The following is a 16,873-nucleotide window of genomic DNA, read 5'->3' as shown; positions in this document are numbered from 1 at the left end:
TTTCTTTTATTTCTTTCTCATTAGCATGGTCAAATGCATGCAACGGAACAAAACTCGATTAGAAGTTCTGGATTTTTCCCAATCATGATGATGCCATTGTTGCCCTATTTGCTTTTTCTTTTCTTCAGAAATGGGCAAAACAGCTACAAATAGATTCCATTTGGATTTTCCTAAAAGTCCGCGTCTGTCAAGGATTGCAAAGGCTTTTTGATATTGGTAAAATATTTTTTTTGTAAATGGCCATTCCCAAGCCGCATCCGATTGAAAAGGACGGTAAAGGGTTCTTATAATTTTTATGGGCCAACTCGTTTGCAGCGGATCATAACTTATTATTTCACCCTTTGGAGCTAATTTTTCATTCAATTTGTCAATTAGAATGTTGGTGTTTTCAAAATGATGCAATACCCCATAGGCATAAATTAAGTCAAAGCCTTTCTGTGTAAAATCATCGGAAAGGAAATCAACGGCTTCGGCTTTGGCATTGGGAAAAGGTTTCAACCTTTCGTTCAGTTTCGCAATAGCCACATCGCTCAAATCAATACCCAGATAGTCTTTGGCATTTTCGGCAAGATACAATGACCAGTAATTTCCTGAATAGCACCCCAAGTCAAGTACTTTTTTATTGGACAAATCACCAAACCATTCTTTGTGCAAGAGATAGGCTTGGTCTTGAATACCAATGGTTTTCCTAATCGTATTGAGAAGTCCATTTCTGAATTTTGCCCAAATTTTAGTAAAAAAATTCTGCTTGCTATTGTTGTTGTAAAATTCCTTTTGCTTTTTATTGGTTTCTAAAATAGCTTCTGTTGTTTTCATTGGGTTATTTTTGGTTTATCAATCATCAAGCTCCACCAACCTATCATTCGCCCCATGGCTTCTGTAAAGGCTGCTACCCTTTTACTTGTTGTAAAAGTATTGCTAAATCTTATTATTGTCAAAAGTATCGTGATAGAATGCCATTTTAATATTGCATTAAAGGAAGGCTTAGGGTTCTTCACCCTCCAAACATACCAACCGTTTCGCACCACCATTTTTCCGTATTGATATTGATTGGGTCTTCCTGATGGATTGTGATAATGATTTAGCTGTGCAGCAGTATTCACGTATAGCTTCCCCTTTTTTGCTAGTCGCAACGTAAAATCGGCATCTTCATACAAGCCATAGCCTTCAAAATGAGTGGAAAATTGCATGGTTTCAAACACTTTTTTTCTAAAAGACGAAACACCACCCATCAACATTTCAACCTCATATATTTTACCGCTAGGTGGTAAAAACCCCACACTTCTCCCATGCGAAAATAAAGACGAATACCCTGGTGGACAATCGCTGTCCAAGCCTAACTTTTTTCTCAAAACAAATCGACTGCCGTCTTTTCGCTTCCAACCGTCAAAATAATATTCATCAATTTTTGGTTGGTAATTGTCTTCTACAAATTCACATTCAGACTCATTAATGATATACCCCCCTACACCCAAAGCTTCGGGATGAACTTCATAGGCTTTCATTATTTGCTCAAAGTAATCTTTCTCTAAAACGACATCATCGTCCAGAAAACAAACTATCTCCGTTTCACCTCCCACTCGTTCAATACCGTAATTTCGCTGTTTGGTTAAACCTTTATGCTCTGGTGGAACTGAAAAATAATGTAGATTCTTAAACTGATTTTCATTGATGACAAATTCAGTTTCCTCATTTGTTGAACCATCTATAATCAGAATCTCATCAGGATACGACGTTTGTTCCTGAACCGATTGCAACAATTGAAGCAAAGGTTCCGGACGCATATAAGTACAGACAATTAGAGAAAATTTCATTTGTTTTTAAAAATTTTATACAGTTCTATAAAATATCCCTCACTTGACAGTACATTCATGGCTAAGTTTCGATTGTTCACCTGCATCTTCTTGAAATCGTCATTTGAGATCTTATTGTGAAACGCCACTAATTGACTTGTCATGCTTTCTTCTTTCACAAAAACACAATGCTTTTCCCAATTAATTTTTTCTGGAAAGGGCAATCGCATATCAGTATCTACAACTACCGGAATCCTTCCCATTAAAATGGTCTCATAAAATCGTATCGAAAAATTACCCAAGCCTCTTAAACAAAACACATACGGGTTTTGTTCCATATTCTCATAGAATTCCAAGGTTGATTTTTTTACTTCACCTTCTGTTAAGGCTTCTGTTGTATGTTTCTCCCTATAAATGAAATTGGATTCTATTCTTTTGTCGTTTCCGATTTTTTTAAGCAATTGGTACCTTTTATACCCCGATGGGTAAAACGATTGGTAATCAAAATAGAAATTCTTTGTCAACCTTTCCAGTTGCAAATACAAAAAAACGGTCATTTCCCTTGCCAAACTAGTTATTGAGCCATTTGCATTTCCAACAAATCCAATCGCTGGCAATGCTTCTTTTTCTAATGCTTTAAATTCTTTTTTGAGAAACCTTTCATAGGGATCTGAAATAAATGACGGCAAAATAATTGTTCTCCCCCCCATTTTGGTGTCAAATCCCCCAAATCTAAAAACATATACCGATTCGTCAATCGTTTTTCCAATGTCACCACCACTATAAGCCCAGATAATTTTATTTTTTTGCTTTGCGGTAAAAATAAATTGATTCAAATATCCCTTTCGATTTTCCTTTATCAGATGAATGATATTGACAGGAACAATAACAATATCGCATTCATCCATGTCATCAACAAGAACAAATAGTTTTGAAAGATTCGCATTCTTTAAAAAATATAATTCGAATAATAATGGAAATATCTTTTTCCTATATTTTCCATTCAGGTAATTTTTATCTGTATATATTTTTATCATGAAATTAATTCTTTTTTTACATATAGAGTATTGAATGAGTCTTTGTTATAGTCCAATTGCTTTACTATTTTCTTGTCTTCAACATTATATTTTGCAGGCAGAAATCCGCATTGCATAATTGAATTGTGTATTTCGTCATTGTTTGTGTTGAAATTTTCTGAAGAATTGTTTAATTCGATAATTAAGTAGAACAAACTTGGTGATGATATTATTTTTGTGGCTCCTTGTAAAACAAATTTCTCGTATCCTTCTACATCTATCTTTATCAGCTTAGGACTTAAATTGATTAATAAATCATCTAAAGTAGTGACCTCAACCTCGATTGTATTTGCTGTTTTAGTTAGTGACACCTTATTCATTACATCGCTAGTAGTGGTAAAGAAAAGTTTCCCTTTTTTATCTGCTATGCCAATGTTCATCAAATTAATTAAATTTTCGAAATTATTTAAAACTACATTATCATTCAATCTTCTAAAAGTATCAGGGATAGGTTCTATCGCAATTACTTTTGCCTTCTTACTTGCAGCCAATAATGAAAAATGCCCAACATTGGCACCTACATCTACAAATAAATCATCTTCCTGCAAATGATCTAATAAAAACATCGAATCCTCATAATCAAAAAGTTTAAAATAAATGTTAGGCACTATTCCTGCTTCTCCTTTTTTGGCATAAAATTTCAACTCATTCACCCAATTATAAACTCTTTTTTTGTTATCAAAATAAGTAATAATATTGAATTTAAAATAACGAAATAACGCTAAAAAAGGTTCGTTTTTAGTTAGCGGATAATCCTTAAATTTTTTATATCGATCGATTATTTTGTAAAATATCTTATTAATTTTCATTTTGTAGTCTATTAGCCCAATCATTTGAAGCTTCCCACTGGCTTTTAAATTTTTTGTAAAAGCCAATTTTTTTGTACCATTTTTGTTTTACCAATAATTTTATAAACAATATCACTTTATATCCATTTAGCTGTTCTCTTGTGTGATGCAATTTCCTGCAAAGAAAAATAGTAGGTGACGGTATAGGTTTGATATTTGAATTTTCCCAAGGAAATTTATGTTTGTATCTAAAACCTCCAATAGGAGCTTTAAGATGTTCAATAGCTATATTGGGGAAATAAACCACATCAAAACCATTCTTTCTTAACTGAAGCCCAAAGTCAGCATCTTCACCGTAGCCAAACTCAAACGCCATATTAAAACCAACTCTTGCTAAAACTCTTGCATTTATAAATGAATTACCCGAGCCAAAAATTGTGGTTTGAGAAATGGCATGAAATTTCTTCTTTTCATTTGCAATCAAATAGCTTGTTATTAACGTATTCAATTTATATTGCTTTAAACAAAAAATTGCTTTTTCCAGCAATTTTTCATCAAATCTATTGTCATCATCATTTAAAAAAACCCATCCACTTTCGACTTTACTTAAAGCAATATTCCTAGCATTACAGGCGCCTGCTTGATGTGTAAAAGTGTGTTTTATTACAAACGGCCATTTTTCGGCGGTAATAAAATCTAAATCGGAAATACTCTCTTCCAATGGATTTTGTTCCACAACTATTACGTTTTTTGGCAAATGAGTTTGGTTTCGTAAATCACAAAGTACGTCATATAAGTATTTTTTTCTTCCAATAGTAGGAATTATCACGTCTATGGTTTCACCGTTTAAATCATATGCTTCGACATTAGTGTCTTCAAATTGAATCGGTTGGAAAAAATCTCTGTTTTTATAAAAAAAAGATTGGATAAGAGGTCGTATTAAAACGCTCTTTTCAAACAGAAACACATCTAAAAACAAGAGATATTTCCAAACAAACTTATAATGCTGCTTCACAAACTGAAACAAAACGTAATTAGATGCTTCAACAGCTTTATAATTTACTTCACCATGTAGCAATTGTGGTTCAGAATAGCAAAACAATCCTAATGGTTGATACAGCTTGGCAATACTATTGAGCGTGAAATCAAAATTTTGAATCTTAAAAAAATTAAAATCAAATTGTAGTATAATGTCGGTATAAATAGCGCCTACACAACTACTCATTTGCCAAGTTGGGTAAGTGACCTTTTTATTTACATTTATAAATGGTGATTCTTCTATGTACCCAATTCTGGGAGAAAAATAATTGGAACTGGGATTATAGCTTATCAATTTTCTTTTCAAATTCAATAATTCCGATATTTTTTCAACGTTTACCGAATCTTTAACTTGCTCATCATACCAAACCACAATTGTGTTTGGATATTTTTCAGCAATAGCACGAATAACAAATCCAATGTTTTGTCCCAAAAACTCCATGTTTTCAATTGAATTGATGGTAACGTGCGTTACTTTATAGTAGCTATGTGCTATAACTAACATTGATTTGAAATAATAGTTTCGTAGTAGTCCATGTTCTCCTTAACAATTGCATTGATGTCAAATTTATTTTGAACCTGTTTTTTGGCGGCTATTCCCATTTTAGATGCCAATTCTTTGTTCGAAAGTATTTGAATCATTTTTTTGGCATATTCCTCATGATTTTTAGGATTTACCAAACAACCACTTACCCCATCTACCATAAGTTCCTGTGCCCAGCCCATATTACTGTTGACCACCGGTTTTTGCATCGCCATAGATTCAATGGTTACCATTCCTAATGTTTCGGCAAAAGTGGGAAAGACACAAAGATGCGCTTTTTGAATGTAATTTTTCACTTCGCTATACGGGATTTTGCCTAAATAAGCCACAAAAGGCATGTCGTTTGGTGTTATTTTTTCTTGAATCAATTCCCAAGTCGAGTTTTTTCCCGTTGCAATATCAGTAGAATCTGAGCCTATAAGCACCAATCTGGCCTCGGGACATTTTGCTCTCACTTTATGAAAAATAGCAGGAAGTTCCAAAACTCCTTTTTTGCGAATAATAGTTCCAATATATACTATTAATCCTTTTTCAAATTGATTTGGGAAATCATTTTCAAATTGATCCAATTCCAATCCGTAATGGATTGTTTTTATTTTTTCTGGTTGAATCCCAAACAATGCTGCAGATAGTTTCCCCGCAAAAGCAGTTGGTGCAATGTAGCCTTGTGCTTTTTGAACCGCCAGTTTTTCGAACCAAAAATTTTTCAATTTCTGTTTCCTTTTTTCGAGATGACAGAAATAGGTATCGCTGCCATGAAACCGAATCACTAATGGAACTCTGAAGTTCATAAAGGCGGTAATCCCAGTCCAATCGGGAGCTTCCAGGACATCAATTTTTTCTTCCTTTATAATCCTGTTGCAATACTTTTGAATATGCTTTCTGTAGAAATACCATTTACCAAAACGGTATTTTTTATCGTCAATTAAATGAAAAGTGATACCGTTTTCTGTAAAAATTTCTGATTTTTCCTGACCATACACAATTACGGTCACCGAAACACCCTGCCTGACTAAAGCCGAAACAAGATTTCCTATACTGGTTCCTAAACCAGCGGCATGCTTTACTTTAGCATGTGGATATTCGGGAGTTAAAAAAGCTATATGCATTCTCTACTTATTAAAAAAATCATTTAAAATAATTGCTGTAAATTTTCTTGCCCCTTCATCATTCATGTGCCCACAGGACGAAAAATACTGATCCCCTTCTACTATGGATTCATAATTATGAATTTCGGGATAAATTTGTTTTACTTTTTCAAAATAATCCAATCCTTTTGTATTGGTGCACATGGGTGTCATCACTGCAATAAAATGGATATTATTGGCTGCACAAATTTGCTTAATTTCTTCATAATACTTGTTTTGAAGTGGCTTCAAAGCGCGTATATCATTTTTCATGTTTCCTTTTTTCTTCTTTAAAGGATAATAGCCTAAATGCGCTAAATAAGCAGTGGGCTCTTTTGTTACTGTTTTATACAGTTCCCTGAACCCTATTTTGGAGTCAAATACCACATACCGATAAAAAGGAATATAATACAATGGTTTGAAGTCATCTTCTCCTGAAAAATGATCTTTTATTATTTTCGAATCATAAATATAAGGCATAAATCTGGCAGAAACACCATCGTCCCTATGCTCATTAGACAAATTTAAATCAGCTTCGAGTATTACATTTTTTATGTTGTATTTACGCGCTACCATTAATTTCAACAGGAGAGCGGCTTCAAATAAATGGCCTCCGCTCATGCCGTAATTAAAGGTTTTCAATCCCTTCTCTTCAAATAGCGGCGCAACAAAATGATTATTCGCTCTGGAAGAACCTAAAATCACTACATCGTAATTTCGGGCTTCTGAGTTGTAAACATACTCTATTTTTCCTCTATTCGAAGACTGCAAATAAACAGTCGTATAAAGAAAATCCAACACGACTAGCAGTAAAAACAGCAGCAAGAGGGTTTTGACTGTAAAAATTAAAAACTGCTTCATGGTTATATTATTCTCTTTTATATTTATGAATTCATTCTAATTATTATTTATACTTCACCCTAATTTTCGGCTCCCTTTAGGGCTGGGGGTAAAACGAAAATTGCTCCTTAAAACTGAAAATATATAAATTCTTTATAATCTGAATAGGTTCCCAGCGCTATAATTGCGGCAATACACAATACTATTTTTAAGGTACTGTTTCTTCCTGAAATCGGTTCCACTTGAGTTCGGCTATTCCATTCGACCAAGATAAAAACCACAATCAGAATTATGATTTCATAACTGTACCGTTCATTTTCCAAATACTGCGGTAAAAAACTTTGATTGGTAAAAATACGCCCAATATAATCAAAAGCTTCACCTATCGATTTTGCCCTGAAAAACACCCAGGCCAAACAAGTTAATGCAAAAGTACTAATCATGTTTAAAATTATCCTCAAAGAGCTCCAATTCCAATACAAAGAAACCGTTTCCATATTAGACCTGTTTTTTTTGAGAAGCAACAACGGTAAAAAATACAGCGCATTGATAAAACCCCAGGCAATAAATGTCCAATTGGCGCCATGCCAAAAACCACTGACCAAAAAAATGACAAAGGTATTGCGAATTTTCATCGCCATTCCACCACTGCTTCCTCCCAAAGGGATGTACAGATAATCCCGAAACCAGGACGACAGCGAAATGTGCCAACGACGCCAAAACTCAGCAATATCACGAGAGAAATAGGGATAATTAAAATTACGTAACAAATCGATACCAAATAATTTAGACATTCCCAATGCCATATCCGAATAACCGGAGAAATCACCATAAATCTGAAAGGCAAAATAAATAGCACCCAACAACAACGACAGGGAATTCATGGATTCATAATTATCAAAAATAGCATTGGCATAGGTCGCACAGGTATCGGCTATCACCACTTTTTTGACCAGTCCCCAAACAAATTGATATATTCCTTCCTTAGCTTTTTCGAAATCAAAACTGCGTTTCACTTTTACTTGTGGCAACAAGTGGGTGGCTCTTTCAATAGGACCCGCGACCAGCAATGGAAAATAACTGACAAACAAGGAATAATCCACGAAGTTATATTCAGCCTTGATTCTTTTTAAGTAAATATCAATAACATACGATAAACCATGAAAGGTATAGAAGGATATCCCTACTGGCAAAACCACATTTAGCAATAAAGGACTGGTTTGCAATCCAAACCCATTCAATAACTGGGAGAAAGAATCTGCAAAAAAATTATAATATTTAAAAACCCCCAGAAAACCAAGATTTATACTGATGCTCAACCAAAACCAAAATTTTTGCCCCATTTCAGTCTTAGCCTTTTCAATTCGAATACCGGTATAATAATCCAAAAAAGTGGAGAAAACCAATAAAAATAAAAAACGCCAATCCCAGCAGGAATAGAAATAATAACTGGCTAGAATCAAGATTAGGTTCTGACTACTTTTGGTTTTATTAAAAACAAACCAATACAACAGAAATACTGCGGGTAGAAAAAGGGCGAAGGATAAGGAGTTAAAAAACATACTACTTTTTTATACAATTTTCAATTGCAGACCAAATAGTCTCTGAAGCTTGTGTTGGAGTTGTACCAGCCACAATTTCATACCATTTTTTACCGTCTGGAACATTCGATAATTTTCCTTCTAGGATTTGGTTTACCAAATGTTCTAAATCTTTTTTATCCGTACAAAATACAGCAGCCTCTTGACTTGGCATACTTCTAAAATGAACGTATTTATAATTTTGTCCTATATCCCGAATGCCTTTTTTTAATTGGGGTTGCTCGTAATTGAAATAAATACAGGATTTATCGTGTGCCAGAAAATCAAAAACAGTAGAAGAACACACATTGGTCACCAATTCAGAATGGGCACAAACATTGTGCAACATGGCCAAATCATCTTTGGTAGGCAAAATTTCATTCCACTGCTTCCCCAGGGGTTTCCAGATAGGATCTAAAACAGCAATAATATCGGCATTCGCTTCAAGAACCGCATCATATCTGGTTGTAGTATCAACGGGGCATTTTCTGTAAATGATTCCCAGATTTTTGCCTTTTGCATTTAAACTTCGTACCGCACGAGCCAAATCTTCTAAATAATAGTGATCTAAAGGCGAAGTGGTCTCATCATCGCCAGAATAGCAAATATATTTCTTAGTAGTATCTAAACCATATTGCGCAAAAAAATCTTCTCGCTTTTCTAATAAGCTTTTATCATAATGCGGTTCAAACTGAGGAGTTCCCGTTACGATAACTTGAGATTCATTGACAAATGGGTAGTATTTTAAAACTTCGAATTTCATTAAATCACTCCAAACCAAATAAAAGTCGGTTTCTACCACTTGCATAGCCTTAGGCACATTGTCCCAGGAATATACAAAAGCCACGGTAGGAATTCCTAGATCTTTGGCTGCCAATAAAGCGCTTATGGATTGCGTAGCACGTTGTGTGGTACAAAAAACCAAATCCGGTTGATGCTCTTGTAACTGTGCCTTACAATACTGGTATTTTTCAGTTGAACGTTCTAAACTATTAATTCGTTTTCGGATGCGGACAATCCCTTTTTCAGAAGAATTAAACCCTATTAAGAACTTCGTATAGAGCGTTATTACCGTATTTTTTATTCCGTTGTAGCTAAAAGGGAATTTATAGGTCGGATACACATTATCATTGAACTTCTTTTGAGAAACATTAAGTTCGATGTGTTTTCTAATTCGGGAATAGATTGGGGTAAAGCGATGGATACTATGCTTTTCTATTTTAACCTCATCATAACCCAGTGCTGCTTTTAGAGAAAAAACAGTATTATTCCAATATACAATTTGGTGCCCTTTTTGCTCCCCTAACGCTTTGAATTCTGTAAAGGCAAAATTGCGCAAACCCACTCCATCGGGAAAAAAAACAAATATTTTTTTACTCATAAATTTATTATCCGTCTATTGTAGTAATTATGATTTCAAATATTTAAAACCTAAAATCATTTCCCGTCAATTTGCATTATGTTATTCCTGCTTCATCGTAGGGCAAATTTGAGAAAAAAAAAGGAGTTTTAAGTATTAGACACTTCGATTTGTTAAAATAAACCCCAACTGTTCCCGATGATTCACTCCATGTGATTCCTCCTTCGTCGGATGACAAAACACTATGACTTATCCTTTCCTATTCTTCAACTTATCCCTTTGTACTTGCTCAATAGGCAAAATATCCATTGATTTAAAGGACAAAGCACTATGAACAGCGTTTAAGTCCCTTGCTAATTTTCGCAAACCCATAGGCTCTAATGAGGCAGCATGATCTGTCCCTTTCCAAGTCCTGTCTATGGTATAATGTCTTTCGATGATATTGGCTCCCAAAGTGTAAGCTGCAACATCTACAGCTATGCCTAAATGATGCCCGGAAAACCCAATATGTTTTACGGTGTCACCATATTTTTGCTTGAGCAAATTAATATCTAATAAACAGACATCTTCAAAGGGAACCGGATAACCTGAGGTACAATTGTACAATACTAAATCTTTATTTCTGCCTTTGGACACAAAAAAAGCTACTAAATCAGTTGTTTCGTCTTTAGTGGTCATCCCGGTCGAAATATGAATTTCTCCTTTATAATTAGCGCACAACCAACCCAACATTTCATAGTTGTTGTTACAAGCAGAAGGAATCTTAATAAATTCTGGATTAAGCGAAGCTATTTCCTTGGCCGAGGTGGTATCCCAAACCGATGTAGCATAAACGATATCTATTTCCTCACAATAATCCTTTAATTCTTGATGTTGATTCACATCAAATTCTAAAAACTCCCTATGCGCACCATACGTATCCCCATAAGAGTTATTGGTGTTAGGATGTGGCGCATTGTATTGCGCTTCGGTCAATAATTCTTTATTATTACGTTTTTGAAACTTAACCGCATCAACATTACAAAATATCTTAGCAATTTTTATCAGTTCTTTTGCTATTGCTATATCTCCTTTGTGATTGCAGCCAATTTCAGCAATTACATAAGGCTTTTTAAACTCAGTCATATCTTTTATTATATTTTAATATCGTTTCACAAACTTCTCTAATCGCTCCTGCACCTGAAGCAGTACCAAGCACAAAATCAGCGTTTAACTTCACTATGGCCGTTGCATTTGCTGGAGCAAAAGACCAGCCCGAACTACAAATATTAGCCAAATCATTGACATCATCCCCTACATAAGCAACGGCTTCAAAACTACTATTTTTAGTCACAAGAAAGTGTTTTAAAAAAGCATATTTATCCTTAACCCCTAAAAACGCATCTTGAATTTGAAGTTTTTTCATACGTTGTGCAACCAATTTAGAATTTTCTGAAGTCAGCACCACTACTTCAACATTATTTTGTCTTAAAATCTCCAATCCCATGCCATCTCGCATGTCAAACTTTTTGGCAAACTCACCTTCTTCATTGTAATAGATTCCTCCATCTGTAAAAACGCCATCTACATCCAAAACCAAATATTGAATTCTTTGATTCGATTTCATTCTCTTTTGGCGTTCTATCAAAATATTTTCTACAATATGCCAATCGGAAAGGCTGTCTATTTCCATCAGGGTTTCTTCTGGCATTTCGACCAAGCCAATGTTTCCGCTCACCCTATTTTTAGATTTAAGAAAACTGTCTTTTGTAGTGCAATAAACGGCTCCGTTTTCTATCAACAACCCTTCAAAATCTTGTCTTCTGGGTCTGTTGAACACATCATAATTTTGTGGAGTCCCATCACTATTCCATGTAAAACGATGTGTTTTTACCACACTTAGAGAAGCATCATATTTTTCTTTGCTGATTTTCTCCAATCCATTATTAATATCCGCTGCCAATGTTAAAGCCGAAGTAGCCTGCAGCAGGCACAAAATATCGTAATCATGATTGATTTTCTCAGAAAACTCAAGCATCGTACTTTCGGTTGAAGCAGTATCATTGGCGTTTTCTTCGTTGCGGAGCATCGCCTTTACCTTGCTTGTCCAATGGTATTCTCGCTCTACATAACTAATAATTTCTGGATCATTGGTAAACACATAAACGGCATCCAAATTAGAAAACAGAGCTTCAGTAAGTACCCATGAAAATAAGGGACGCCCCACCATTTTCTTTTTATTTTTCCCCGGAATTCCTTTGGAATCTTTACGAAGCGGAAGTATACCTATTTTTTTCATTATTATATTCTATTTGATACCGTTAATGACTAGTGTTCTAATTATTTATTCATGTTTATAAACTGACTCAATTCACTTGTAAATAGTTTTGCACCTTTTATATTTAAATGCGACTCATCGTAAAAATAATCTTTATTTCTATACTTTGTATTGGTCGTGTCATAAATAAAAAATTGGTTCTTAGGGAAGGAAAGTTGCTTAATTCTATTTTCAAAATGTTTGTTATGGGTTTTGAAATTGGGAGAAAAAGCCAAAATCAGCCGAATATCATTCCTCTTGCAAAGGTTTTGAAATCGGCTAAATGCGACTTTTTTAATTTCCAATTCCTTTTCAATCGGGTAACGTAAAGTATCAACGACATAATTATATGCTCTTTTTTTTCTGTGAAAAGACAGCGGCATCGAACCACAAGATCGAATGGAATCTTCAACAGTAAATTTTTTATTCCTAATATTGAAATTACTTTTATTTATTCGTGCCAAACATAAAAACCATGACAGTTCATTTTTTTCTCCTCTTTTAATCAATTCCTGATTAATATAATTATACTTTACTAATGGATAAAGTCTTTCCACTCTGAAATTTATAGATTCTGCATCAAGCAGTTGAGCCGGATCATCCAATACTAAAACAATAATTTTAGGTTTTTGATTGTATTTCAACAATGTCTCCAACAAAAACTGATGAAATTCAATATTAGATCCCGGATAGGAAATATTATAAGCACTCAATGACGTTTCTTTTTCTATTTGGCTCGCAACTACATTTCTTGCACCACGGGAAGAACCCATAACGATGATTTCTTTATTAATTTTACCCTTTAGTAACAGTTCCAATCTTTTATCAACCTCTAAATTTGGTGATACATATAAAAACACATAAAACAGCTTGTCTAAAATAAAAAAGACAAAACCAAATAAAAGCAACTTTATTAAAAACTTTTTCATATCAAAATTGGAAATAAATGAATTGCTGCTCTTTGGCTCCAAAAATAAAAATGGCAATTAATATCGCTAAATACATTGACCATCTAAATGCTCTATTATATTGAAATCCCAGTTTCTCTAATGTGTAATTATCTTTTCTACCCCACCATTCCACTAACATGAAAATAATGATGAGCAAGATAACGTTACTTGGCCTAACCTCCGGTAGGGTGAACAGTGATTTCGAAAATATTTTGGATATATATTCCAGTGCATGATGCAAATTATTGGCTCTGAAAAATATCCATGCAAAAGTGGTCAATCCGAAAGTTGCTAAAATGGAGGTTGCTTCTTTAAAAGTAGGTAAAAATCGATCCTGTGCCACTATTTCGAGATGATTTCTGTTTTTGTTGAAAAGCAGCAGTGGTAAAAAATAAATGGCATGCAATGCTCCCCAAGCAATAAAAGTCCAATTGGCTCCATGCCAAAAACCGCTGACCAAGAAAATCGCAAACGTATTTCTGATTTGCATCCATTTCCCTCCTTTACTTCCTCCCAAAGGGATATACAGATAATCCTTAAACCATGAGGACAATGAAATATGCCAACGCCGCCAGAACTCCGCAATATCTCTGGAAAAATAGGGAAATGAGAAGTTTTTCAACAACTCAATTCCCAATAATCGTGAAGTTCCTAAAGCGATATCCGAATATCCCGAAAAATCTCCATAAATCTGAAAGGCAAAAAACACAGCTCCCATGACTAATGTACTACCCGAGTAATCATCTGAATTATTAAAAATCATATCGACATATTCAGCACAATTATCTGCTATGACAATTTTCTTAAACAATCCCCACAAAATTTGCCGTAAACCATCTACCGCCTGATTATAATTAAAAGTCCTTTTCCTTTTTATTTGCGGCAACAAATGGGTAGCCCGCTCAATAGGTCCCGCAACCAACAATGGAAAATAGGACACAAAAACCGCATAATCAACAAAGTTTTTCTCAACGGTTATTCTCTTTTTATAGACATCAATTACGTAGGACAAACCGTGAAACGTGTAGAATGAAATCCCAACCGGTAAAATCACTTGTAACGACCAAACATTTACCTGAAATCCGAAAATAGAAAGTAAATCGGCAAAAGAATCGGCAAAAAAATTAAAGTATTTGAATACTCCAAGAAATCCTAAATTAATGACAATACTTAACCAAAACCAAAATTTTCTTTGCACTGCTATCTTACTCTTTTCTATTTGAATCCCCGAATAATAATCTAAAAGGGTAGAAAAAAGGAGTAAGAATAAAAACCTCCAATCCCAACAAGAATAAAAGAAATAGCTGGAAGCCAATAAAAGGAGATTCTGAAATTTTAAATTTTTATTGGCGACAAACCAATAAAAAATAAAAACCAAGATTAAAAAGACAGCAAAACTGAGGGAGTTAAAAAGCATTGTTATGTTCTCCTTTAAAAATTAATATTGTATTCCTTTCAACGTTTTTATTTTTTGCAAGGTGCTTTTCTGAATTGGTTTTCTGAATTTCAACACATAAAACAGTTTTCCGACAGCACTAAAAACCGATTTCCAAAATAACATAAAATACGTGCTATCTTGTAGCGCATATTTTTTAAAATTATGATACAGCAATCTGGCTATTTTCAAAAAAGGATTCGGAAAATAGACAAAATAATAATATACCGTATTTTTGAGCTGTTTTTCAAACCGAAAATAATTACGTCCTATGTTCAGACGCTTTTGTCTATCTACTCTATGATTAACAATAATCGCATTGTTATACTGAATTTCATACCCTAAATCCAAAACTTCGATGGCCAAACAAGACTCTTCTCCATAAATATCTATCCAAATGGGGAATCCGTTGGTCTTGTCATAAACATCTTTTCTGATAGCAAAACCACAACCCACAAAATCATTTGTGGGATAACTCATTACTTTGGATTCCGCATTTTGCAAAACCTCTTGATCTGTTAAAAAAAAACCTCGTATTTCTTGGAAAGCAATGATTCCAACTTTCGCATCTTCTGCGAAAACCTTTCGTGTTTGTGTAATAAAATCTATACTTATAGGATGTGCGTCATCGTCTAATCCTATAAATATACTTCCTTTTGCATTTTTATACAATTTATTTCTTGCAGGAGATGCGCCAATATTAGTTGGTGAATTTTCCCATTGTACCCATGGATATTTTGCAATCAAAACCTCCGTTTCTTTGCAGCCATCAATATAAACCAACACTTCGTGAATGGACAAATCAAGTAAACTGATTAGTTTGTTTAACGTGATTTCCAGTTCATCCAGTCTGTTTCTGGTTACGATGAGTATTGATACTTCCATTCAATTCTTGCTACTTATGACAAAATGCCTTTATATAATTGTACGATCTCCTTTTTCAAACGCTCTCTATTGTAGTTTTTACTAACAAAATCTACATTGTACTTTTGTGCATTGTCTCTTAATTCTTGATTTGCTAATGCTTTTTCAATCCAAGCTGCAATTTCAGTACTGTCTAATGGATTAGCTATTAAAAAACCATTCACTCCATGAGTAATAACTTCCTCTGTTGCGCCACCTGGATTAGATTGAATAGGAAATGCTCCCATACCCATGGCTTCTAAGACCGTATTTGGCATTCCGTCAGAAATGCTACTCCCAATATAAACAATAGCTTGTCCCATAATTTTCAGTAACTCCTCGTTTGCCAAAAAACTATTTCTTCCAATGATTTGCACGTTTAACGAAGTAAAAAAAGGATCTTGTTTAATCTTGTTTTTCACGGCCTCATCAGCGCTAAAAATCACAATTTCATATTCCTTAATTACAGAAATAGGAAGTTTTTTTAATGCTTCTAAAACAGGTAAAGCTTTCCCTACTCCGTCTTCGTACCCCTTTAGAAGTATTTTATTTCTTTTATCGAAGCTACAAATGTTTTTTGATTCTATTACTATTCCGCCATTTCCAGGAAAAACACCTAGAAACTTATTTTTAAAACCATTTTGCAATGCGATTGTGTAATCCCTTTGGCAATCGGTAATTAGATAATTTACACGATCAAAAAAAGGAACAACTTCTTTTTTACTTATTCCCATTTCTTCGAATCTAAATAGATCACTACCCCAAGAAGAGTAAATAAATTTGATTTTCGCATGCCTCTCCATTACGCCCAGAATGGGAAATCCTGCCAATTTCATTTCGAAACAATGCACAATATCAGGTTGTATATCGTCTATTTTTTTTTTGAATACAGCTGCTACCGAGTTTTCATTATAGTGCTGAATGAGTTGATCTATTTTTGGAAATCTATTTTTAATCGCATGGCGGAAAGGATAGTTTATTTTCAGCTTCCATCCTTTTATTTGCTGTACCCAACTTATTTTAGAAACTTTTGGTCCGCCATCCGTAACATCAAACCAATACACTTCATAGCCAGCATCTTTCAATTGGTTTGCCCATTGAAAAAAATGATGATTGGGTATGGAGACCATTAGGATTTTCATT

Annotated in this window: 15 protein-coding genes; all 15 read right to left on the bottom strand. The window is 34.3% G+C overall.

What is annotated here, in order from left to right:
• Positions 1–6: 6 nt before the first annotated feature.
• The gene (locus ACNQGX_RS10515) at positions 7–816 is read right to left on the bottom strand and encodes a class I SAM-dependent methyltransferase (protein WP_417976041.1); all 810 of its coding nucleotides are present in this window, start codon (positions 814–816) and stop codon (positions 7–9) included.
• Entirely contained in the window at positions 813–1,814 is a 1,002-nt protein-coding gene (locus ACNQGX_RS10510; protein ID WP_417976039.1) for a glycosyltransferase family 2 protein, read from the bottom strand. Before ACNQGX_RS10510 ends, ACNQGX_RS10515 begins: the two co-directional genes overlap by 4 nt.
• Positions 1,811–2,830 (bottom strand): exostosin domain-containing protein, encoded by a 1,020-nt coding sequence (locus ACNQGX_RS10505; RefSeq protein ID WP_417976037.1) that lies wholly within the window; start codon positions 2,828–2,830, stop codon positions 1,811–1,813. The genes ACNQGX_RS10510 and ACNQGX_RS10505 overlap by 4 nt, the downstream gene beginning before the upstream one ends.
• Positions 2,827–3,678 (bottom strand): FkbM family methyltransferase, encoded by an 852-nt coding sequence (locus ACNQGX_RS10500; protein WP_417976035.1) that lies wholly within the window; start codon positions 3,676–3,678, stop codon positions 2,827–2,829. Before ACNQGX_RS10500 ends, ACNQGX_RS10505 begins: the two co-directional genes overlap by 4 nt.
• The gene (locus ACNQGX_RS10495; protein WP_417976033.1) at positions 3,668–5,200 is read right to left on the bottom strand and encodes a glycosyltransferase family 2 protein; all 1,533 of its coding nucleotides are present in this window, start codon (positions 5,198–5,200) and stop codon (positions 3,668–3,670) included. Before ACNQGX_RS10495 ends, ACNQGX_RS10500 begins: the two co-directional genes overlap by 11 nt.
• Positions 5,194–6,348 (bottom strand): glycosyltransferase family 4 protein, encoded by a 1,155-nt coding sequence (locus ACNQGX_RS10490; RefSeq protein ID WP_417976031.1) that lies wholly within the window; start codon positions 6,346–6,348, stop codon positions 5,194–5,196. Before ACNQGX_RS10490 ends, ACNQGX_RS10495 begins: the two co-directional genes overlap by 7 nt.
• A gap of 3 nt (positions 6,349–6,351) precedes the next feature.
• Positions 6,352–7,227, bottom strand: a complete 876-nt coding sequence (locus tag ACNQGX_RS10485) for a hypothetical protein (RefSeq protein WP_417976029.1) — start codon at positions 7,225–7,227, stop codon at positions 6,352–6,354.
• A 107-nt stretch (positions 7,228–7,334) separates the two neighbouring features.
• Positions 7,335–8,768, bottom strand: a complete 1,434-nt coding sequence (locus ACNQGX_RS10480) for an MBOAT family O-acyltransferase (protein ID WP_417976027.1) — start codon at positions 8,766–8,768, stop codon at positions 7,335–7,337.
• 1 nt (position 8,769) lies between these two features.
• Positions 8,770–10,167: a glycosyltransferase family protein gene (locus tag ACNQGX_RS10475; protein ID WP_417976024.1), complete on the bottom strand. Its 1,398-nt coding sequence runs from the start codon at positions 10,165–10,167 to the stop codon at positions 8,770–8,772.
• 228 nt (positions 10,168–10,395) lie between these two features.
• Entirely contained in the window at positions 10,396–11,271 is an 876-nt protein-coding gene (locus tag ACNQGX_RS10470) for an N-acetylneuraminate synthase family protein (RefSeq protein WP_417976022.1), read from the bottom strand.
• Positions 11,264–12,424 (bottom strand): cytidylyltransferase domain-containing protein, encoded by a 1,161-nt coding sequence (locus ACNQGX_RS10465; RefSeq protein ID WP_417976020.1) that lies wholly within the window; start codon positions 12,422–12,424, stop codon positions 11,264–11,266. Before ACNQGX_RS10465 ends, ACNQGX_RS10470 begins: the two co-directional genes overlap by 8 nt.
• Before the next feature lie 41 nt (positions 12,425–12,465).
• Positions 12,466–13,371 (bottom strand): hypothetical protein, encoded by a 906-nt coding sequence (locus ACNQGX_RS10460; RefSeq protein ID WP_417976018.1) that lies wholly within the window; start codon positions 13,369–13,371, stop codon positions 12,466–12,468.
• A gap of 1 nt (position 13,372) precedes the next feature.
• Positions 13,373–14,809, bottom strand: coding sequence for an MBOAT family O-acyltransferase (locus ACNQGX_RS10455; protein ID WP_417976015.1), 1,437 nt, complete (start codon positions 14,807–14,809; stop codon positions 13,373–13,375).
• Positions 14,810–14,830: 21 nt separating this feature from the next.
• Entirely contained in the window at positions 14,831–15,712 is an 882-nt protein-coding gene (locus tag ACNQGX_RS10450; RefSeq protein ID WP_417976013.1) for a glycosyltransferase family 2 protein, read from the bottom strand.
• 14 nt (positions 15,713–15,726) lie between these two features.
• Positions 15,727–16,872, bottom strand: coding sequence for a glycosyltransferase family 4 protein (locus ACNQGX_RS10445; RefSeq protein WP_417976010.1), 1,146 nt, complete (start codon positions 16,870–16,872; stop codon positions 15,727–15,729).
• Position 16,873: the final 1 nt, after the last annotated feature.

This window comes from Flavobacterium glycogeni (assembly GCF_048286775.1).
Classification (GTDB): domain Bacteria; phylum Bacteroidota; class Bacteroidia; order Flavobacteriales; family Flavobacteriaceae; genus Flavobacterium.
This window is presented reverse-complemented; position numbering and strand designations above follow the sequence as displayed.